Annotated in this window: 26 protein-coding genes; 14 read left to right on the top strand and 12 right to left on the bottom strand. The window is 36.3% G+C overall.

Features of this window, described 5'->3' with window-relative positions:
- Nucleotides 1-117: 117 nt before the first annotated feature.
- Nucleotides 118-1,398, bottom strand: a complete 1,281-nt coding sequence (gene hisS, locus D8792_RS04830) for a histidine--tRNA ligase (RefSeq protein WP_125373127.1) — start codon at nucleotides 1,396-1,398, stop codon at nucleotides 118-120.
- A gap of 184 nt (nucleotides 1,399-1,582) precedes the next feature.
- Here hisS and D8792_RS04835 point away from each other — a divergent pair, with 184 nt between their 5' ends.
- Nucleotides 1,583-1,924: a metal-sulfur cluster assembly factor gene (locus tag D8792_RS04835; RefSeq protein ID WP_005591447.1), complete on the top strand. Its 342-nt coding sequence runs from the start codon at nucleotides 1,583-1,585 to the stop codon at nucleotides 1,922-1,924.
- 69 nt (nucleotides 1,925-1,993) lie between these two features.
- Here the strand turns inward: D8792_RS04835 and ilvD are convergent, their stop codons facing one another.
- Entirely contained in the window at nucleotides 1,994-3,715 is a 1,722-nt protein-coding gene (gene ilvD, locus D8792_RS04840; RefSeq protein ID WP_376739438.1) for a dihydroxy-acid dehydratase, read from the bottom strand.
- A 252-nt stretch (nucleotides 3,716-3,967) separates the two neighbouring features.
- Here ilvD and rpmF point away from each other — a divergent pair, with 252 nt between their 5' ends.
- Nucleotides 3,968-4,150 carry a 50S ribosomal protein L32 gene (rpmF, locus tag D8792_RS04845; protein ID WP_000290416.1) on the top strand — a complete coding sequence of 61 codons (183 nt, stop codon included), beginning with the start codon at nucleotides 3,968-3,970 and terminating at the stop codon, nucleotides 4,148-4,150.
- A 15-nt stretch (nucleotides 4,151-4,165) separates the two neighbouring features.
- A complete protein-coding gene (gene rpmG, locus D8792_RS04850; protein WP_001265622.1) occupies nucleotides 4,166-4,315 on the top strand; it encodes a 50S ribosomal protein L33 in 150 nt (49 codons plus the stop codon).
- A gap of 344 nt (nucleotides 4,316-4,659) precedes the next feature.
- Here the strand turns inward: rpmG and D8792_RS04855 are convergent, their stop codons facing one another.
- On the bottom strand, nucleotides 4,660-5,112 hold the full coding sequence (locus D8792_RS04855) for a hypothetical protein (RefSeq protein WP_125373128.1): 453 nt from the start codon (nucleotides 5,110-5,112) through the stop codon (nucleotides 4,660-4,662).
- 6 nt (nucleotides 5,113-5,118) lie between these two features.
- The gene (locus tag D8792_RS04860; protein ID WP_125373129.1) at nucleotides 5,119-5,364 is read right to left on the bottom strand and encodes a hypothetical protein; all 246 of its coding nucleotides are present in this window, start codon (nucleotides 5,362-5,364) and stop codon (nucleotides 5,119-5,121) included.
- Nucleotides 5,365-5,508: 144 nt separating this feature from the next.
- On the opposite strand from D8792_RS04860, the gene D8792_RS04865 reads away from it, so the two are divergent.
- The gene (locus D8792_RS04865; protein ID WP_125373130.1) at nucleotides 5,509-5,832 is read left to right on the top strand and encodes a helix-turn-helix domain-containing protein; all 324 of its coding nucleotides are present in this window, start codon (nucleotides 5,509-5,511) and stop codon (nucleotides 5,830-5,832) included.
- 272 nt (nucleotides 5,833-6,104) lie between these two features.
- Here the strand turns inward: D8792_RS04865 and D8792_RS04870 are convergent, their stop codons facing one another.
- The gene (locus tag D8792_RS04870; protein WP_125373131.1) at nucleotides 6,105-6,803 is read right to left on the bottom strand and encodes a hypothetical protein; all 699 of its coding nucleotides are present in this window, start codon (nucleotides 6,801-6,803) and stop codon (nucleotides 6,105-6,107) included.
- 363 nt (nucleotides 6,804-7,166) lie between these two features.
- Here D8792_RS04870 and D8792_RS04875 point away from each other — a divergent pair, with 363 nt between their 5' ends.
- The 7 genes from D8792_RS04875 (at nucleotide 7,167) to D8792_RS04905 (ending at nucleotide 12,055) form a co-directional block, all read left to right on the top strand.
- Complete coding sequence (locus tag D8792_RS04875) at nucleotides 7,167-7,616, top strand: RNA polymerase sigma factor (RefSeq protein ID WP_125373132.1); 450 nt, start codon at nucleotides 7,167-7,169, stop codon at nucleotides 7,614-7,616.
- 240 nt (nucleotides 7,617-7,856) lie between these two features.
- The gene (locus D8792_RS04880) at nucleotides 7,857-8,237 is read left to right on the top strand and encodes a hypothetical protein (protein ID WP_125373133.1); all 381 of its coding nucleotides are present in this window, start codon (nucleotides 7,857-7,859) and stop codon (nucleotides 8,235-8,237) included.
- Between the two features lie 10 nt (nucleotides 8,238-8,247).
- Complete coding sequence (locus D8792_RS04885; protein WP_125373134.1) at nucleotides 8,248-8,799, top strand: hypothetical protein; 552 nt, start codon at nucleotides 8,248-8,250, stop codon at nucleotides 8,797-8,799.
- A 3-nt stretch (nucleotides 8,800-8,802) separates the two neighbouring features.
- Nucleotides 8,803-9,525: a P-loop NTPase family protein gene (locus D8792_RS04890; protein WP_125373135.1), complete on the top strand. Its 723-nt coding sequence runs from the start codon at nucleotides 8,803-8,805 to the stop codon at nucleotides 9,523-9,525.
- 337 nt (nucleotides 9,526-9,862) lie between these two features.
- The gene (locus D8792_RS04895; RefSeq protein WP_125373136.1) at nucleotides 9,863-10,447 is read left to right on the top strand and encodes a replication protein; all 585 of its coding nucleotides are present in this window, start codon (nucleotides 9,863-9,865) and stop codon (nucleotides 10,445-10,447) included.
- Entirely contained in the window at nucleotides 10,440-10,700 is a 261-nt protein-coding gene (locus tag D8792_RS04900) for a MerR family transcriptional regulator (protein WP_029178240.1), read from the top strand. Before D8792_RS04895 ends, D8792_RS04900 begins: the two co-directional genes overlap by 8 nt.
- An 89-nt stretch (nucleotides 10,701-10,789) precedes the next feature.
- The gene (locus D8792_RS04905; protein ID WP_125373137.1) at nucleotides 10,790-12,055 is read left to right on the top strand and encodes a tyrosine-type recombinase/integrase; all 1,266 of its coding nucleotides are present in this window, start codon (nucleotides 10,790-10,792) and stop codon (nucleotides 12,053-12,055) included.
- Nucleotides 12,056-12,281: 226 nt separating this feature from the next.
- Here the strand turns inward: D8792_RS04905 and D8792_RS04910 are convergent, their stop codons facing one another.
- The 6 genes from D8792_RS04910 to D8792_RS04935 form a co-directional block, all read right to left on the bottom strand.
- On the bottom strand, nucleotides 12,282-12,752 hold the full coding sequence (locus tag D8792_RS04910; protein ID WP_057489841.1) for a hypothetical protein: 471 nt from the start codon (nucleotides 12,750-12,752) through the stop codon (nucleotides 12,282-12,284).
- Between the two features lie 118 nt (nucleotides 12,753-12,870).
- Entirely contained in the window at nucleotides 12,871-13,989 is a 1,119-nt protein-coding gene (locus D8792_RS04915; RefSeq protein WP_125373138.1) for a site-specific integrase, read from the bottom strand.
- Nucleotides 13,982-14,185: a DUF3173 domain-containing protein gene (locus D8792_RS04920; protein WP_049508800.1), complete on the bottom strand. Its 204-nt coding sequence runs from the start codon at nucleotides 14,183-14,185 to the stop codon at nucleotides 13,982-13,984. Before D8792_RS04920 ends, D8792_RS04915 begins: the two co-directional genes overlap by 8 nt.
- A gap of 32 nt (nucleotides 14,186-14,217) precedes the next feature.
- The gene (locus tag D8792_RS04925) at nucleotides 14,218-14,409 is read right to left on the bottom strand and encodes a hypothetical protein (protein WP_057489843.1); all 192 of its coding nucleotides are present in this window, start codon (nucleotides 14,407-14,409) and stop codon (nucleotides 14,218-14,220) included.
- Nucleotides 14,402-15,730, bottom strand: coding sequence for a Rep family protein (locus D8792_RS04930; RefSeq protein WP_057489844.1), 1,329 nt, complete (start codon nucleotides 15,728-15,730; stop codon nucleotides 14,402-14,404). The genes D8792_RS04925 and D8792_RS04930 overlap by 8 nt, the downstream gene beginning before the upstream one ends.
- A 445-nt stretch (nucleotides 15,731-16,175) precedes the next feature.
- Nucleotides 16,176-16,583 (bottom strand): hypothetical protein, encoded by a 408-nt coding sequence (locus D8792_RS04935; RefSeq protein ID WP_235499511.1) that lies wholly within the window; start codon nucleotides 16,581-16,583, stop codon nucleotides 16,176-16,178.
- 236 nt (nucleotides 16,584-16,819) lie between these two features.
- Here D8792_RS04935 and D8792_RS04940 point away from each other — a divergent pair, with 236 nt between their 5' ends.
- The gene (locus tag D8792_RS04940; protein WP_057489846.1) at nucleotides 16,820-17,263 is read left to right on the top strand and encodes a helix-turn-helix transcriptional regulator; all 444 of its coding nucleotides are present in this window, start codon (nucleotides 16,820-16,822) and stop codon (nucleotides 17,261-17,263) included.
- A gap of 206 nt (nucleotides 17,264-17,469) precedes the next feature.
- Here D8792_RS04940 and D8792_RS11680 read toward each other — a convergent pair whose 3' ends face one another.
- Nucleotides 17,470-17,655 carry a FanG protein gene (locus D8792_RS11680; RefSeq protein WP_125373139.1) on the bottom strand — a complete coding sequence of 62 codons (186 nt, stop codon included), beginning with the start codon at nucleotides 17,653-17,655 and terminating at the stop codon, nucleotides 17,470-17,472.
- A 28-nt stretch (nucleotides 17,656-17,683) separates the two neighbouring features.
- Here D8792_RS11680 and D8792_RS04950 point away from each other — a divergent pair, with 28 nt between their 5' ends.
- Nucleotides 17,684-18,298, top strand: coding sequence for a CadD family cadmium resistance transporter (locus D8792_RS04950; RefSeq protein ID WP_006152989.1), 615 nt, complete (start codon nucleotides 17,684-17,686; stop codon nucleotides 18,296-18,298).
- A gap of 11 nt (nucleotides 18,299-18,309) precedes the next feature.
- The gene (cadX, locus tag D8792_RS04955) at nucleotides 18,310-18,648 is read left to right on the top strand and encodes a Cd(II)/Zn(II)-sensing metalloregulatory transcriptional regulator CadX (RefSeq protein WP_125373140.1); all 339 of its coding nucleotides are present in this window, start codon (nucleotides 18,310-18,312) and stop codon (nucleotides 18,646-18,648) included.
- Nucleotides 18,649-18,676 lie beyond the last annotated feature (28 nt).

Consider the following 18,676-nt stretch of genomic DNA (forward strand, 5'->3'; position numbering starts at 1 on the left):
TAACCATTATACCAAAACATTATCAATTTGTTACAGTATTTGCTCGCCGTGTAACAAAACTGTAATATCCCGAGATTCCTTAAAGAGTTCGGTCTTTAAGAAAGAATAAGTTTTTCTCTAACAACCCAATTCTTCGAGAACAGCCTGATAGTTTTCTTGAACTTGATCCAGTCCAACCACCACTTCTTGACGAGTCGCATTATTCTTCACAGTGACTTGGCCGCTTTCGATCTCACTTTCGCCTAAAGTAATGATGGTTTTCGCTCTAAAAGCATCTGCTGACTTAAACTGAGCCTTGAGCTTGCGATCCAAATAGTCTCGCTCGACCGCATACCCTTGATTGCGGAGGGCCTGCACCAGCTCCAAAGCGCTGCGATTGGCAGCTTCACCTAGAACGGCAATATAGGCATCCAAGCCTGTCTCAAGTGGCAGAGCTACTCCCTGTTTTTCTAAAATCAAGAGGAGACGCTCCATTCCCATACCAAAACCAAAGGCAGGGGTTTCTGGCCCACCGAAATAGTCAACCAAGCCATCATAACGGCCACCCGCACAGATAGTTAGTTCGCTGCCTGCCACATCAGTCGTAAACTCAAAAATCGTGTGATTGTAGTAGTCCAGACCACGCACCATGTTGGTGTTAATGACATAAGGAACGTCCAAAGACTCTAGCATTGAGCGGACAGCCGCAAAATGCTCCTGGCTCTCCTCATCCAGAAAGTCCAAAATCGAAGGCGCCTGCGCAACAGCTGCCTTATCTTCTTTTTCCTTCGAATCCAGCACCCGCAGCGGATTTTCCTCCAAACGACGCTGACTATCCTTAGAAAGACTGTCTTTCAGCGGAGTCAAATAATCAATCAAGGCCTGACGGTAGGCAGCTCGACTCGCTGCATTCCCCAAACTATTCAGCTGCAGCGTCACCTGCCCAATTCCAATTTCCTTGAAGAACTGAGCCGCCATAGCAATCGTTTCTGCATCTGTCGCTGGATTTTCAGAGCCAAAGCACTCCACCCCGATTTGGTGAAATTCGCGCAAGCGACCAGCCTGAGGCCGCTCATAGCGGAACATAGATCCCATATAATAAAGCTTAACTGGCTTTTGAACCTCTGGTGCAAAGAGCTTGTTTTCGACATAAGAACGAACGACCGGTGCAGTTCCTTCTGGCCGTAGCGTAATATGACGGTCTCCCTTATCGTAGAAATCATACATTTCCTTGGTCACGATGTCTGTCGTATCTCCAACAGAACGACTGATGACCTCATAGTGCTCAAAAATCGGTGTCCGAATTTCCGCATAGTGGTATTTTTTAAATGTCTTACGAGCAAACTCCTCCAGATACTGCCATTTAGCAGATTCCTGAGGGAGGATATCCTGAGTTCCTTTAGGTTTTTGTAATTTCATTTTCTAATCCTCTGCAACTATATAATATCTATTATTTTACCATAAATCAGATGTTTTGAGGAGTTAGAGCAGAAAAATTCCCTCCAAGAGACTAAATCCGTTTTCATTCGCCAGAATTTCTTGAAAAATTGTCAGAATTATGAGAAAATAAGACCACTATTTTATAAAGGAAGAAGGACAGAAGATGAGAGACGATATCAAAATCAATGACCGAGCCGCAGCTATCCAAGAAGAATTAATTAAGAAACTCGAAACGATTTACGATCCAGAGGTCGAGCTTGATGTCTACAATCTCGGGCTCATCTATGAAATCAATCTTGACGAGACTGGCCACTGCAAGATTGTCATGACCTTCACAGACACAGCCTGCGACTGTACCGAGACCGTTCCCATTGAAATCGTCGAGTCCCTGAAGCAAATCGAGGGCATCGAAACTGTCTCCGTTGAAGTCACTTGGTCGCCCGCGTGGAAAATCACTCGTATCAGTCGCTTTGGACGAATTGCGCTGGGGATTAGTCCTAGATAAGATGCTGAACATTCATCTAAATTAATAAACCCGCTAGAAAAACTAGCGGGTTCTTTTGTCATATATAGGCTATTTTTTACCTGTTTCTTCTGGCTTCCAGAAGTCGGTAACAGCACCTTTAGCAGCAGAGGATACCATATGGGCATATTTACCAAGTACACCGCGGCTATAAAGCGGTGGAATAGTTGTTTCTGCTTTGCGTTTTTCAAGTTCTTCTTCAGAAACTGCCATGGAAATTTCCTTGGTATCTTGGTCAACCGTGACCATATCGCCTGTACGAAGATAGGCAATCGGGCCACCATCCTGAGCTTCCGGAGCGATATGTCCGACAACGAGACCGTAGGTACCACCTGAGAAGCGGCCGTCTGTCAAGAGGGCTACCTTATCTCCTTGCCCTTTCCCTACGATGATAGAAGAAAGTGACAGCATTTCTGGCATACCAGGCCCACCCTTTGGACCAACATAGCGAACCACGACTACATCGCCATCCACTACTTCATCGGCCAGTACCGCATCAATAGCGGCTTCTTCTGAGTCAAAGACCTTGGCTGGTCCGACGTGACGACGAACCTTCACGCCAGAAACCTTGGCAACTGCACCGTCTGGAGCTAGATTCCCATGCAAGATAATCAATGGACCATCCGCACGTTTTGGATTTTCAAGCGGCATGATGACCTTCTGACCTGGTGTCAGATCAGCAAAGTCAGCCAAGTTTTCCGCCACCGTCTTACCTGTACAAGTGATGCGATCGCCATGTAGGAAACCATTTGCCAGCAAGTATTTCATAACCGCTGGGACACCACCGACATTGTATAGGTCTTGGAAGACATACTGACCAGATGGTTTCAAATCCGCCAAATGCGGCACGCGCTCTTGAATGACATTGAAATCATCCAAGGTCAGCTCCACATTGGCCGCATGAGCAATGGCCAACAAGTGCAGAGTAGCATTGGTAGAGCCGCCCAGAGCCATGGTCACTGTGATCGCATCTTCGAAGGCTTCGCGCGTCAGAATGTCAGACGGCTTAAGCCCCATTTCCAACATACGGACAACTGCTCGGCCAGCTTCCACGATATCATCTCTTTTATCTTGAGATTCTGCTGGGTGAGAAGAAGAGCCAGGCAAGCTCATACCTAGAACTTCAATAGCCGTCGCCATAGTATTGGCTGTGTACATACCGCCACAGCCACCAGGGCCAGGGCAGGCATTACACTCGATGCGGCGCACTTCCTCAGCAGTCAAATCGCCATGGTTCCACTTCCCGATGCCTTCAAAGACAGAAACTAGGTCAATGTCCTTGCCATCCAGATTTCCCGGTGCAATGGTTCCTCCGTAAGCGAAAATGGCTGGAATATCCATGTTCGCAATGGCAATCATAGAGCCAGGCATATTCTTATCACAGCCGCCGATAGCGACGAAGGCATCCACATTATGTCCGCCCATGGCAGCTTCGATAGAGTCTGCGATGATGTCACGTGAAGTCAGAGAGAAGCGCATGCCCGGTGTTCCCATGGCAATCCCGTCAGCGACGGTAATCGTACCAAACTGAACAGGCCAAGCACCTTGTTCTTTTACTCCTTCCTTGGCTAGTTTACCAAAATCATGCAGGTGAATATTACAAGGCGTATTTTCAGCCCAAGTCGAAATCACTCCGACAATCGGAGTCTCAAAGTCCTTGTCCGTCATCCCTGTCGCGCGAAGCATGGCACGGTTAGGAGATTTGACCATACTGTCATAAATCTTACTTCTGTGGCGTGTATCTAATTTATCTGTCATGTCTTTCCCTTTCATTGTAGTCATCTTTGTGCTTTATTATACCACACTTAGGCTCTGTTGGACAGAAGAAAATTTTTAAATTTTCAGAATATTGGAATAATAAACCTCAAAATAGATGCAACTGCTAAAAAGCTTTGCTATTGTCAAAAAGAAAATCAAAAATTTCTGTCAAGTAACTTTACTTTACAAAAAAGTTTTGTTATACTGTTAAAGTTGATGAAAATCATGAGATTGCATCGAATTACATTCTAAAAGGAGAAACAAACAATGGCAGTACCTGCACGTCGCACTTCAAAAGCGAAGAAAAACAAACGTCGTACACACTACAAAGTAACAGCTCCATCTGTAAACTTTGACGAAACTACTGGAGATTACTCACGTTCTCACCGCGTATCACTTAAAGGATACTACAAAGGACGTAAAATCGCTAAAGCTGCAGCAGCTGAATAATAGAAGGGAGATACCATGCGCGTAAATATTACACTTGAACACAAAGAATCTGGTGAACGCTTGTACCTTACTTCTAAAAACAAACGTAACACTCCAGACCGTCTTCAATTGAAGAAATACTCACCAAAACTTCGCAAACACGTTGTGTTTACGGAAGTGAAATAGTGGGTCATTACGTTTCAGTAGAAACGAAAAAACCTTGATTTAACGCAATACATTGAAATTTCGAATTTCAATGTATTGCAATAAAAATCACCTGAATGACTACATTTTTGACTACATTTTTTGTGAAATAAATTTAGAAATTCGGATATACAAAAACATCCCAATCGCCAACGATTAGGATGTTTTTTCTGTATCCAGCTACTCTCTTTTTGGTATCTAGACCTACCTGTTAGATTAGTTTTAAATACGAACACATGTAACGGGTTACTATTCTTGAATAAAAGAATAGTAAATTTTCTATGGTAGTGTAGCAAATTATACTCTCTACATACCTCCACTGAAAATCAATATTTAAGGCTTGTGATATTTCCATTATAATCCACATCAACGTCTAGAAAATTATCTTTATTCTTATATGAGTTACCCCAATGAATTCCATTGCCTTTCTCTTTGATTTTTATATATCTATCAAGATATAAGACATCTGTATAATCATTATAATATGTTCGGAAATATTCGTATGTGTTACCTTTATATTCGATTCTATTTTTAAAGTTATTTCGGACTAGTTCTTCTAAAAGATGACTCCCATTTTTATCTTTATAGCGAATTGAGTCTTCGTATGTAAAGTTAACATTATGTATTTCTACTGTCTTCCCTTTAATATATGTATGGTTTTTTGAAAATAAACCACTATTACTAAGTATAACTAATAAAAGTAGCAGAGTAGTTATAACACTAATAATTATAAGCCATATAGGAGAAAATATTTTTTCTCTTATTACGTACAATCTCAAAAAGACTCACTCCTTTTTTCTAGATTCTGACTCTTTTAGAATATATTTCAATAAATAATATCCACCAGTTATTACAAGTGTTATTCCAATTAACCACAATAAAACTGTAAACACTCCAGCTAATAATGTAATAATACCATTTATAATGGATTCTCTAAATAGGTATAGAATAACTATAGGTATTGCAATACTGATACACCCACAACCAGCGCATCCAGGTTCTTCTGTAACTTCCTCAATTAATATTGCCATATTTAACAATCTCCTTTCATAAATAATTTTACCATCGTTTTAAATGATTGTAAATGTATATCGATAAAATTATACAATATTGTATATATTTTTAGAGAAATTATTTATACAATAGTTAAAAATAAGTATGTGAAAGGATAAATATTGAGTATTTTATCAGTTGGTTCTCAGATAAAAAAACATCGAGTAAAACGAGGTTTTACACAACAAGAACTCGCCAATTTAAGTGACTTGAGTTTACCTTTTATAAACCTTGTTGAAAATGAAAAGAGAAATCTATCAGTTGACACACTAATAAGAATATTGAATGCTTTAAATGTAACACCTTCCGAATTTTTCTTACCTTTTTCAGACAATTATACTAACGATTTATCCAATCTAATAAGCTCATTACAGGTTAACGATAATAAAGAACGTTATATTAATCTCTTTATAGAGATAATAAACCTAGGCAAGATTGAAAAGTGAATACTCCTACATATATTACCTAAGATAAAGAAATTGATTTAAACTAGTTCTGAAGTTTCAATATATTGCAACAGCAATTGGCTAAATAATTATATATTTAAGAATTCATATACATAGGAAATGCCCTAACCATTTGGTTAGGGCATTTTTTAGCTCACACTATCAAAAATACAATTTCTATATGACCTTGTACAAATTAACTGCTAAATTTTTTATAGCATAGTCAATAAAACTCCATCAACAACACCTCCAAAATAAGAGGGTGTTTTCTTTTATCCAAGATAATAAAATTCCGCAATAAAATAATACTCAGCTAATTCTTTTTGTAACTGTTCATGTTCGCTATCTAGTTTTGATATGTTAATTTTCTTACTGCATAGTTTCTTGGTAAGTCGTATAAGTTCTCCGTCCATAAGTTCTCCGTCCAACGGTTGCAACTTCCCTATATTTTCCTCACTGGTTCCTAAAAATTTTGAATAAGTTTTCAAATCATTGATTCCAGAAAAATAAAAAAAGGATTCCGAGTCATTTTTCTCTCCTATTAGCATATATCGAAAGTTTTTCTTAGTTGGAATGACATGCCATAAAATCTTCCTTAAACGTTCTTCTATTTTATCTCTACGAAAAGACTCTAGGAAATTATAGTTTTCACGCTCCTTCAATTTCTTAATCTTTTTAATCGCTTTTTTTAGACTTTCTTGCTGATTCTTTGATACGAAATATGGTTCAAATAATTTTAAAGATTTTTCAAAGTAGTCCTCACCATCTACTTTATCAATACCCAAAAATTTTTCAAGTCCAATTTTTCGTTTATCATAGTTATCAAAAAGCTCATGTAATTTCAAAATAAGTATCTTCTCTTTTAAGCTTAGTAATTCTTCAGTTTCATTACTCTTGATGTATGTTTTTATCTTCCGAAGCTCGATATTTTCAACATAGCGTAAATAGTAATGAATTGGTTTATATTCCACTTTTTTTCTCTCCATATTCTAAAATTCTGTCAAGGTTTTTCCATGTCTTTTATATTATATCATGAAACTTTAACCAGTTCATCCTATATAGTTAAGTAGAATATCCTTGCTATAGTCTGTAGAGGCATCTCTGTGATCTAATACTATTATAACGATATTATCTAATAACGTTATAAAAATACATTGTCCTATATGATGCGCATCAAATGGACGGATTGAAACAAATATGATGATATGACAATACGGTCATATCGTGCATAGAATTGTTTCGCCGTTTATTTGGTGTGCCTTTTGCCATACTCGGCGTTCAATGCTCGCTCATATCGTTTCTTTCCGTCTAAGGACGAGAAAGGAAGTACTATTATGAGTAACAAAGTTACCGAACGCCGTGAGCGTAAGATTGAAAAAGCTGTCAAAACTGGAAATTGGAAAGAGGTTGACCGTCTCCTCCAGCAGAAACAAAGCAACGCAGAACGTCGTGACCGATACCACCATAAACGAAGTATGGAAGAAAACATCTCTCGGAATGATGGTAAAAGACGTGAACGCTATGAAGTAGTTGCAAGTTCTGATTTGAATCCCGAAGAAGCCTTAATCCTAGAGGAGTTAAAACAAGCTATTCGTGAAGCTAAAGCATCCTTATCAGCAATTGACAGTAAAATTGTTGAAATGATAGCAGAACAAGGTTCAAGCTATAAAGAAACGGCTCGCTATATCACTGAACATTACAAGAAAATGAGTGATGTAACTGTCAAATCTCATTATTGTAAAGCACTAAAAAAATTAGCTCCTTTATTAAAAAGTTATCGCTAATACCTCAAATCCAGTGTCCCTGTCACTGGATTTTTTATAAAAAAATTAAAAATTCAACAAATAACTTTGCGTTTAGCTGTCTCATTCTCCTTAGTAATGAGGAGGTGGTCAGATAACCTAAAAGACAAAGTCCAGCTCATGACCCCAACCGAGCATTTACTTTTACTCAAAATAAATAAGCAAGTAATCAAATTTTCTTATTTATTTATTTTATGTTTGCCAGAAAAAGGAGATAAATAAATGGCATTAAAAATTGGACTTTGCGAGAGTCCTAAAAAATTCGCAGAATTAGTGGCTTCAGTAGTTGAAATTCCTTCTACCATCACGGTTGTTGATTCGTCAACTGGAGTGTTAAATGAGGGAACGGAAAATCAACGTCCTTGGGGAAATCTTATAGGCGTTAATAGCGAGCTTTATGATAAGCTTGCGAGCATTGGACAAGAGAAACTTTGCCCAACCTTTAAGATAAAGCTGAAAAGCTATAGCGGTGAAGTTCTAAACACCTACATAGGTTGTGAAATATCTTTTAGTAATTATGAAGTTGCTTTTATTCTTGATAAATTCAAGCAACCTATCGGTTTGTCACTTGTCCTCGAACTATCAGATATTTCAGTAATTTAAGGTGAAACTTATGAAACAAATTAAACAAATACTTGAAAAAATCACTTCTCTAAAATGGTACTGCCAACTACTTATAGCTTTAGCTATTATAGTATCTGTATTTGCCCTTTATAAGCTACTATCTTGGATTTTACCTTTTATCTTAGGTGGGTTGCTGTTAATCGGGTTATTTACAGAGGGAGAAGCATTCTCTATGATGTGGAATAGCTATAAACAGAGCAAGCGAGTACCTGCAAACCCTCTGTATGCTAACATCTATCATTGGCTAACTGAAACAGGTGTTAACGAACTTCCAATCGCTACCCTTAAATTTACTCAAGGTGTGGAATTCCCTGATATTACTCAAGGTATCTTCTACATTCATCTTGAAAAATCAGTTAGCGGTCAAGAACTAGCAGATTTCGAAATAAAAGCAAGGCAAACTGTCAAAATGATATCTAACGGCTCCGTTGATTGTGTTGTTAGTGTTGCAAAACACGACCCGTTCCTTGCTATTAAAGTTCGGTTGATTTCTGCTAATGAAATGCTAAGTCAAAACCAGCATACGGAGGAGGACTTTTAGAACGTGATTCATAATGTTTGGGAAGTCAATCATAGGGGGCAACCAACCCCCTTCTCTATTGACATTAACCGATATTTTGCTTGGATAATTGCTGGTCCATCAGGTTCAGGAAAATCTACCTTTCTACATAGATTATTAGGTCTTATTGCAACCCACGATAAGACTGCTGAAGCTTGTTTTATGGATTTTAAGGCTGATGATGATTTGTTCACTATGACAGGAAATCATGTAGCACGTGGCTTTGAATGTCTTGATATGTTCGAAAGCATTTATAAACGCTTTGAAGACAGATTGCGTAAAGCGGAAACAAACGACCACAATCTATATCTAATTTTTGATGAATGGCAGGCATTTCTAGCCTATCTTGAACAAACTGACAAGAAAAAACATAAAGAAATATTGTCTAAAATGTTGATGATGAATAGCGTGGGAAGAAGTCTAGGTTTTAGGTTAATCTTATCCAGTCAACGTTTTTTAATGGCAGACTTACCTGGTCGATATAACTTTAATTGTGTCATCAGTTTATCAACTAGCTTCTTGAATGCGACCAACAATAGACAATTACTTTTCCCCGATATGGAAAAAGATGAGGTTATCGTCAAACCTAGAGGATATGGATATTTTCAAATAGAGGGGGAGCCTGTAAAAATATTTCGAACTATCCCAATTAAGAATCGGCAAATATTGGAACAACGAATTCAAGAGCTTTTCTCGAGGTATGAATAGCGGTTTTCCTGCTATGCTTGTTTTGACGACAGTAGCCCTTTTTGAGCTATCTCATCGGTATAGTGTCGGCACGACCTCCCCAGCAGGAAAATGACAACTTGCAAGGGCTTGAGGGGTGGAGATTTTTTAAGCGCAACGATGCCGATAGGCAAGAAGTGAAGCGCCAAAAAATACTACCCCGTACCTTGGCCAAGTTGGCAAGCATATTCTTGATGCGGTAGGATTTCATCGGGCAGAAGAGGCTGGGGGTTGGGGCAAAGCCCCAAGTGAGGATTTATTGGGGTTACTACGACCCCCAATAAATCAATAATCAATAATCACAGAACGGAGGAGAAATATGATAAAAGAAAAGCGCTCAAATAAATGGGCCTTCCTGCTTTATCAGGATAGTGCTCCTAAAAATTATCTAGACATACTTGAGGAATTACACATTCCCTTTGTATTGAGCCCATGGCACGACAAAGACATCAACAAGGAAACGGGAGAATTTAAAAAAGCTCACAAGCATGGAGCGTTATATTTTGATTCACTCAAAAGCTATTCTCAAGTTTCCGAATTACTAACTAATAACCTCAATACACCTGCCCATGTAGAGCCTGTTATGTCACCAAAAGGAATGTATGACTACTTCACTCATGCAGAAAACCCTGAAAAGACTCTATATGATATCAACAAAATTGAAACTGGTTGTGGCTTTGACCTAGATAAATTTCTTATCAACAACAACAGTGACGAATTTCTTTCAATGGTAATTGATATCATAGAGGAACGTAATTTTACCGAGTTTAACAATCTGGTTAGGTATGCACGAACTGAAAATCCGTTGTTACTTGATTTAATAATTGATAAAACTTATTTCTTTGCGAAATATCTTGACTCACGTCGTCACTCAGGCTATGGAAAGGACAACGATAATGACTAATAATGAATATGCAAAATTAACCCAAATTGAGCAATTGTTAAATACCTTATTAACCATCATTCAACATCAACAAGAAAAACAGAAAAGCTCTAACATCGTCACTCAAAAGGAATTGTTGTCAATTCTTCAGATTTCTCCTAATACCTTAAAATCGTGGGAGAAAACTGGTCTAAAGAGGCTTGAACCTCCTATAGAAGGAACACGTACAGTCTATTACAAAATGGAAGATGTTATAAAATACTTAACTCCTTAATTCAAAATGTGCTAAAATAAGACTATCACAATAAATACATGTGAGGTTGTTATTTTAGCCTTTTATATATCCGAAATAAGAAGGCTACTATGCAAAAAGAAACTATCATTCACAACAATCGAAAGGTAACAAAAACTACAAAAAACAACGGTACAATCAGCTACACTCAAAGAGGTGTTTATATTGGGATTGATGTTAAGACTGGTAAAAAAGTCACCTCATCCATCACTGCCAAAACTTTACGAAGTCTTGACCGAAAAATCATGCAGGCTAGACTAGACTTTGAAGAAAAAGGGGCTACCTTAAAAGAGACTCTTGTCATCAATAATTTTGAAGAACTAGCAGAAGCGTGGTTCACTAGTTTTGTAACATGGGTGAGCTCACAAAATACTATCAACCGTGTTAGAGGATACTTAGATACTTATATCATTCCAAAATTTGGTACTTATAAGCCTGAGGAAATAAAATCTGTTGATATTCAAGTATGGGTGAACAAACTTGCTCAACAATCAAAGAAATCTGTGGAATCAGGCGCTAAAAAGTCTAAAAAAGGACATGCCAAAGATTTTGGGGCTGTTATCTATAAATTAAGTGATATTTTCGACTACGGTATTACCAACTTTGAACTCTCTTATAACCCAGCTAGAACAATAAAAATCCCGCCTAAACCAAAACCATCTAAAGAGCGTATTATGGTGTTACATGAAGATGACTTAGCAACTTGGCTGAACTATCTAAGTAGCTTACCAAATACACGGGCTAATAGACGTTTTAAGGTCATATGTGATACCTTGCTAGCTTCAGCTTTGCGTATCAATGAACTGCTTGCAATGACCGTTCATGACCTTGATTTTGATAACAATGAGCTTATTGTTACCAAAACACTTATGTGGAGAGCTGCCAATAAAAAGCTTGGTATCAAGGGGGAAGTTGTCTGCAAAAATAGCGCTAAAACAGACTCAGGAAATCGCAGGGTCGCCGTTCCTAAAAAAACATTGGAAGACCTTAGAGATTTTCATAATGAGATGAACACTTACTTTGAAAAGCACGATTTACCCCCTACAGACTTTATTTTCCCGACTATCTATGGGAATTATATGTGCGATAGAAACGAGCGTACAACGCTTAAAAAGCGCCTCTCAGAGCTTGGCTTACCTAATTATGGTTTCCATCTGTTTCGTCACACACACGCTTCTATGATGCTTAATGCAGGTGCAAACTGGAAAGAGCTCCAAATCAGAATGGGGCATAAATCAATCAAGACAACCATGGACACCTATGCTGAACTAGCACCTAAGAAAAAGTCTGAGGCTGTTGATATTTACCTCAAAGAAATTGCCAAACTTACATCTTAATAAAATGACTACATTTTTGACTACATTTTATTAGATATGAACTCAAAAACGTTGATATAACAACGTTTATAGCATGCTGAAATAACACTAATAAACCTTTACAGAGGTTAAATAAAAGTTTAATTAGTAAAAATAGCTTAAAATCAATGGTTATCGCCATTGATTTTTATTTTTGGAAACAATTCGGCAACAAAAAAGACAATAACAAGCGTTATCATCATTTCTATCAATAATCTTCATCAAAAAAATAGTCAATATCCTCTTGATAATTTATATCTAAAGTACGACTAATACAATATAATTCTGTCAGTTCTGCAATAGATAATTCCGATTTACTTTTAGAAGTTAATTCTCTTGAATACAAAAGAATATGCCCTTTTTGAAACTGTCTATACTCATACTGCGTTGTATAATTCGTTTGCTCCTGGAGCCAACCCAACTCTATTAAAATAATATCTTCTCCAAAAATATCAGCAAAGGACAGATAAATCTCTCCATAATGCCAAGAAGTTCCCGTAGAAAATTCATCAAAACTAAAAGCAAATTCCAAACGAGTATTTTCTGATAGCTTATCCGACAAACAATAAGAACCATAAAGATAAATTGATACTAAATTATATTTTTTACCAATAGCAATTACTTTTTTTCTTATGCCTTTTATATTTTCCATTATTACACCATAGTTAACTTCTTCCATATCAATCCTCCACTGAATTTCATTCTATCAAAAAACACAGCAAAAATAAATTTTACTGTGTCGAATCTGCGTTTGTGTTGGTCAGACTACGCTAGACAAACACAAGCCACGATTACAATTAGTTAATTTTTATTTGCCCCTCTAACTTGTCTGCTACCTCTTTCATAGCTGTAGGACGTAGATGAGAATAGACACCTAGTGTCGTCTGAATACTAGCATGCCCTAGGCGATTTTTAAGTTCTAAATCATTCATACCCAAAGAAAGTAAAAGACTGGCATGAGAGTGTCTTAAATCATGTATTCTAATCGTCTTAACACCTGCTAGTTGACTATGAGCTACAATAGCGTTATTGAGCATAGTTTTTGTAATCGGTAAACAATTATAAGAAAAAATAAAATCAATCTTTCCTAATTTTTTCTGATGTTCTCTCCATTCTAATAGATTAGAAAGTGTCATACCATCAAGATAGATAAGTCTATTCCCTGAAAAGGTCTTTGTAGGGTTTATCTGCCATTTGTTCTTGTTTTGATAAAACATAGATTTACTAACAATCAAGGACTTATCTATAAAGTCTATATCATCCCAAACAAGCGCTTGGAGTTCACTAATTCGTAAGCCAGTCATAAACAGAACAAGGCAAGTTATAAATTTCAAATGCTCTAAAACATCAGATTTATCAAAAGTTCTAATAAATAACTCGAATTCTTCCTTAGTCCAAAAATCAACTCTATGTTTTGTCCTACTTACATTACCAGCTTTTCTAACAGGATTTTCACTAACCACCCCCAAAGATATAGCCATATCAAAAATTTCTTTCATGCATTGATGTAGATCTTTCAAATAATTGTTTGAAAGTCCTTCTTCAAGAATTTCTGTATGCCATTTTTTGATATGGAGAGGTTGAATATCCACCATTTTCATCTTAAAAAAGGGTTTAAGACGTTTCAACTTAGAAGAAAATGTTAAAAATGTCCTATTTGATACCCTATTTCTATAATCTGGTATAAAATAATTATCAAGAAACATCTCTACAGTCAAACTAACTCCATGAACAATATATTTACGAGAATGCTTTAACATAAATTCATCATACCACTTTTTACACTCTGCCTGTGTTTTAAATCCTCTTTTTTTCTTTTGCATTCTCTTGCCGGTTATTCTGTCAAATCCAAGAGAAGCTACTGCATAATAAGTACCAGTAGCTTTGTCGTAATATACATGTGGAATCTTAGGCATATTCTTCCACTTCCTCAAAATTCAATTTCGTACCTAGAATTTCTTCTACCGCTTCAACAGGTACACGGCCTAACCCCTTAGAGTTATAGTAGGCAAATCCCTTTTGTACCATCAAAGCCTTAGCTTGTTTAATCAAACTATACGCTTGATAATTTCCAAAACCCAATTTTTTTAAATCATCTTTTGTTACGAACATAGCATTTTTCTCCTTTTCATGTTATAATATGACTAGTTGTTTTTATATGTGATGCGGTTTGCCGACTGCATCATTTTTTTTATTTCATAATACCGAGCTTTATCCCTTAAAAAAACATATATATCAGGGAGATAGTTCAAAACCCTAGACTTAACAATAACTTCTACAGGCTCTTCTTGACCATAATCTCGACATTTTGTTATTACAATTATCTTTTTAGTCATTTGTCACATCCTTTGCTTTCTTTGGCAATATTCTAGGATAGATACAATCTTCAAGCAATTTACGAATAAAATCGTCCTTATCTTGCGAACAAAACAAATCTTCATAGTCAAAGTTCAAAACGACGCTAGAGCCATCAGGACGTTGAAAATGCCCATTTTCTCTATTCTCTCGAACTTCTGAAACACTATAAAATCTTTCTTCCATTCCATGTTTTCTAGCAATTTCAGAAGAATAATTGACCCGTCTTAAATACTGGTTTATATCTTCTTCCTGAATTTGTCCGAAAAATTGTTTTGGAGACATATAAGCAGACATAATAACCAATCTCGGAACTACTAGCTTATTTCGATAGCGTGCCGACATTCTAGCCGAGTTAATCGGATCAAACAGCTTCAACCAATCCGCAGGAGCTAGGCTATCCTCTCGTAAGTCATCTAAAATAAGGATTTCCTCTCCTGAGTAATTGTCAAATGGATTTTTTGAGCTTGCAGAATATGAGCCACCTCTTAAACCTACATTTTCAAGTGCTCCTTGCACCTCTAAAGCAATATCTCTAGCAAGTGTAGACTTGCCAATCCCAGGCTTACCTTGAATATATAGGACAGTCAAATCATACTCCCTATTTTGCAAGGCTTCCAGTCTTAGAACGCTTTCACGCTCTCCGAAAATATCAAAGCCTTCAAGGAATTTCTGACGATTGTTTGCCATCAGATAATACAAATTATCGTCTTTCATAATATCAAAATAAGTCAGTTCCCCTTTATATACTTTAGACAATACCAAATCTAGACTTTCATCTGATTTCTCACGTTTTTTTGTAGCTGCATATTTCTCAAAGTCTTCCTTATTTTGATTGATAAATGTCTCATAATCAAGCGTATCGAAGGTTTCTACATCACTGATAGAATACTGGTATTTATCCTTATCTTTAGCATGGATAAGATATGCTAAAGCGTTAATACGTGTGTAAGCTCGACCTCCTTTTGATTTTGGGGTTTCAATCCGTTCACGTTCCAAGCCTAAAGCACTAGCAACTTTTGACAAATCAATTTGCTTAGGAAAATCAATATAGGCATGTATATGAGGTTCAACCAATTTTGTACCATAAGACACATCTTTATCATGCACCACTATAGCAAATTCTACAAATTCATCTTCTTCCACTAACGTTCTTACTCGGTCAAAGATAGTTCTAAAAATTTGTGTCTTATTATTTTCCCAATCATCAAGTAATTGCTTGTCTTGAATAGACCAATCCCAAAATTTTGACTTTAGTTGTTGCTCGAATAAGAATCGTCTGTTTCTAATTCTTTTTGTCATTTCTTCTCCTCTCCACATCATGAATTTTTATATATATATTCTGTTTTTAAGTATATATATTCTTTTGTTTTGGCATTATACTCCTTTTTTTTGAGAATAATGCCATGTATAATGCCAAGTATAATGCCATGATTTTTTGCTGTTTTCTTCCCTACCGCGTACGCTGGACCGTTCCGATGTCCCACGGAGAAAGGCTTTCAAATCAAGGGTTTTCCTTGTTTTGCACCATTCTATCGTCAAGTCCTAGAATGGTGCCCGCGCATAGATTTGGCATTATGTCACTATACTATGCCAAAAAACTCTTGAGCAAAAAAATTATGAATATTCTTCCACTAAAAATACGTAAAAATTCGGGTTGGGCGGTGTAGACGGGTTATACGGTCGGGGCTACGCCTTTCCCGACCTAACCCTACACCTAACCCTGCTTTTTACGTATTTTTAGTTGTTACAGCAATTTCAGACCACTAGCAACCAATTTCAACCCCTTGTAACCGGGATTACGACCATCAACCCATTGAGCCATTACACGAGTATCTAGTAACTCTACAAAAGTTAATTGAGCGCCTGCCATGGCTTTTTCAATTTCATCAAAGCTTCCAAGTACTTCGATCGTGATTGTCTTGACGTCCTCCATATCAATCAAACCTTGTTCTACTGCTTGAGCTGTCCGTTCATCAATGCCACTAAGCATATAGCCCTCTACAATATCAGTTGCCTTACCGTCTTTATATTTATTACGTGGGCGAACTTGTGTAAAGTCAACTTTTACCTTTTTAGGAATATAGAATTGTGAGCTCTCAAGAGCCATATCTTTTAAAGATAATTCCGCCGTTAGTTTAATCTTATTTTTCACTATTTTGTTCCTCTTTTCTAAAAAATATTATATAATCTAGTTAGTTGTTTTTGACAAGTCTTTGAAGAGTTCTGCTTTTCAAAGACTTTTTTTATACAATCATAGCCATGTCCTCCTTGAAAAAATTCCACAAAATATGATATACTTATTTTGTATCATATTGATACATCTATTATAGTTTCATTTTGATACATTGTCAAGAAAAAAGTATCGTTTTGATACAAGAAGGAGGATTTATGTCAATTTTCTCAGATAGACTAGCTGAGCTTAGAAAAAAACGAGGGCTAACACAGCAACAAATAGCAGATGAACTTAATGTCAATCGCGTCACATATACAAACTGGGAAAAAGGTAACAGAGAACCTAGTTTTGAAAAACTATTATTATTAGCCAAATATCTTGAAACAACAACAGATGACTTATTAGGTCGAAGTGTTTTAAGCATTGACACCGTACCTCTTCCAATCACTAGTTTTGACTTCTCGCAAATAGAAAATATACCATTAGAGCAATATCCAAATTTAAAACAAGCTATTGTTCTAGAATATATGCGACACGGCACAAGAAGTACACAATTATTACAAGAAATAACTAAGAAATATCATTTAAACAAACAGCAAATAAAATTACTAAAAGAAATCATAGAAGATACAAAAAGTGCCTTTGTTAATGAATTCTAGTTTCGGCAACAATTTGGAAACAACCGATACAAAATACACCTATTTTTAGTAATCAGATTTTTATTAAAATACAATAAAACGTGATATTTTGAATACCACGCAATACATAGTTTATTGAGGTTAAGTAAGGGTTTCAGTACACGTCAATAGACGTCAAAATATTGATTTTAAGTAATTTTTGATTTTTTGAAACTCATTATATCGCACTACAAATCAATAAAAACTCTACCTTTTACTCTACCTTTTTTAGATAAATATATCATCTGGATATTGAAGTTAAGCCCTGCTATCATTTCGATGGCAGGGCTTTTTAATATTTGGTACACTAACTTCTTATCTATATTTTGGTGGATTTTAAGTTGACATCTACAAAGTTTAATGTTAAAATACATTCAAAAATATATTTGAATGAGGTGTTTTATGGTTCAAAATGTTGTTACTTCAATAATCCTGTATTCTGGGACAGCCGTAGACTTACTTATTATCCTAATGTTATTTTTTGCCAAAAGAAAAAGCAGAAAAGACATTATTAACATCTATTTAGGACAATTTCTAGGCTCTGTTAGTCTAATATTGCTAAGTTTACTTTTTGCATTTGTCTTAAATTATATTCCTAGTAAAGAGATTTTAGGTTTGCTCGGTTTGATTCCAATTTTCCTAGGACTCAAAGTTTTGCTTTTAGGAGATTCTGATGGAGAAGCTATTGCAAAAGATGGTTTGCGCAAAGATGATAAAAACCTGATTTTTCTAGTCGCTATGATTACTTTTGCAAGTTGTGGTGCTGACAATATTGGTGTTTTTGTCCCATATTTTATTACCTTAAATTTAGCGAATTTGATAGTGGCTTTACTTACTTTTCTAGTCATGATTTACCTCTTGGTTTTTTCTGCCCAAAAATTGGCACAAGTCCCTTCTGTTGGAGAAACTTTAGAAAAATATAGCAGATGGTTTATTGCCGTTGTTTATTTAGGATTGGGGATGTATATCCTGATTGAAAACAACAGCTTTGACATGCTAAGGACTGTGTTCGGCTAGGAGAAAAAATTATGAAAAAAGATAGTATATGCCAAGTGAATATTATAAATCAACAAAATGTTACAACCGCAACGAACTACCTTGAAAAGGAAAAAGTCCAAAAATCACTTTGTATTTTATCAAAGTTTACCGATAATAAACAGATAAATATCATCTTTTATCTTCTTGCTGTTGAAGAACTCTGTGTATGTGATATAGCCTGTTTACTAAATCTCAGTATGGCATCTGCCTCCCACCATCTTCGTAAACTAGCCAATCAAAACATCTTGGATACTAGAAGAGAGGGGAAAATTATATATTATTTTATAAAAGATGAGGAAATCAGAGATTTTTTTAATCAACTAGGATAACAACTATTTTTACTACTTTATACTTTTC

Origin of the sequence: Streptococcus cristatus, assembly GCF_003943505.1 — a bacterium.
Taxonomy (GTDB): Bacteria; Bacillota; Bacilli; order Lactobacillales; family Streptococcaceae; genus Streptococcus; species Streptococcus cristatus_E.

Excerpts from the sequence above, each read along its gene's own strand:
- hisS (WP_125373127.1), bottom strand. The coding sequence starts at position 1,398 with ATGAAATTACAAAAACCTAAAGGAACTCAGGATATCCTCCCTCAGGAA.
- D8792_RS04835 (WP_005591447.1), top strand. The coding sequence starts at position 1,583 with ATGAGAGACGATATCAAAATCAATGACCGAGCCGCAGCTATCCAAGAA.
- ilvD (WP_376739438.1), bottom strand. The coding sequence starts at position 3,715 with ATGAAAGGGAAAGACATGACAGATAAATTAGATACACGCCACAGAAGT.
- rpmF (WP_000290416.1), top strand. The coding sequence starts at position 3,968 with ATGGCAGTACCTGCACGTCGCACTTCAAAAGCGAAGAAAAACAAACGT.
- rpmG (WP_001265622.1), top strand. The coding sequence starts at position 4,166 with ATGCGCGTAAATATTACACTTGAACACAAAGAATCTGGTGAACGCTTG.
- D8792_RS04860 (WP_125373129.1), bottom strand. The coding sequence starts at position 5,364 with ATGGCAATATTAATTGAGGAAGTTACAGAAGAACCTGGATGCGCTGGT.
- D8792_RS04875 (WP_125373132.1), top strand. The coding sequence starts at position 7,167 with ATGAGTAACAAAGTTACCGAACGCCGTGAGCGTAAGATTGAAAAAGCT.
- D8792_RS04880 (WP_125373133.1), top strand. The coding sequence starts at position 7,857 with ATGGCATTAAAAATTGGACTTTGCGAGAGTCCTAAAAAATTCGCAGAA.
- D8792_RS04885 (WP_125373134.1), top strand. The coding sequence starts at position 8,248 with ATGAAACAAATTAAACAAATACTTGAAAAAATCACTTCTCTAAAATGG.
- D8792_RS04895 (WP_125373136.1), top strand. The coding sequence starts at position 9,863 with ATGATAAAAGAAAAGCGCTCAAATAAATGGGCCTTCCTGCTTTATCAG.
- D8792_RS04900 (WP_029178240.1), top strand. The coding sequence starts at position 10,440 with ATGACTAATAATGAATATGCAAAATTAACCCAAATTGAGCAATTGTTA.
- D8792_RS04905 (WP_125373137.1), top strand. The coding sequence starts at position 10,790 with ATGCAAAAAGAAACTATCATTCACAACAATCGAAAGGTAACAAAAACT.
- D8792_RS04910 (WP_057489841.1), bottom strand. The coding sequence starts at position 12,752 with ATGGAAGAAGTTAACTATGGTGTAATAATGGAAAATATAAAAGGCATA.
- D8792_RS04915 (WP_125373138.1), bottom strand. The coding sequence starts at position 13,989 with ATGCCTAAGATTCCACATGTATATTACGACAAAGCTACTGGTACTTAT.
- D8792_RS04920 (WP_049508800.1), bottom strand. The coding sequence starts at position 14,185 with ATGTTCGTAACAAAAGATGATTTAAAAAAATTGGGTTTTGGAAATTAT.
- D8792_RS04925 (WP_057489843.1), bottom strand. The coding sequence starts at position 14,409 with ATGACTAAAAAGATAATTGTAATAACAAAATGTCGAGATTATGGTCAA.
- D8792_RS04930 (WP_057489844.1), bottom strand. The coding sequence starts at position 15,730 with ATGACAAAAAGAATTAGAAACAGACGATTCTTATTCGAGCAACAACTA.
- D8792_RS04940 (WP_057489846.1), top strand. The coding sequence starts at position 16,820 with ATGTCAATTTTCTCAGATAGACTAGCTGAGCTTAGAAAAAAACGAGGG.
- D8792_RS11680 (WP_125373139.1), bottom strand. The coding sequence starts at position 17,655 with ATGTATTTTAACATTAAACTTTGTAGATGTCAACTTAAAATCCACCAA.
- D8792_RS04950 (WP_006152989.1), top strand. The coding sequence starts at position 17,684 with ATGGTTCAAAATGTTGTTACTTCAATAATCCTGTATTCTGGGACAGCC.
- cadX (WP_125373140.1), top strand. The coding sequence starts at position 18,310 with ATGAAAAAAGATAGTATATGCCAAGTGAATATTATAAATCAACAAAAT.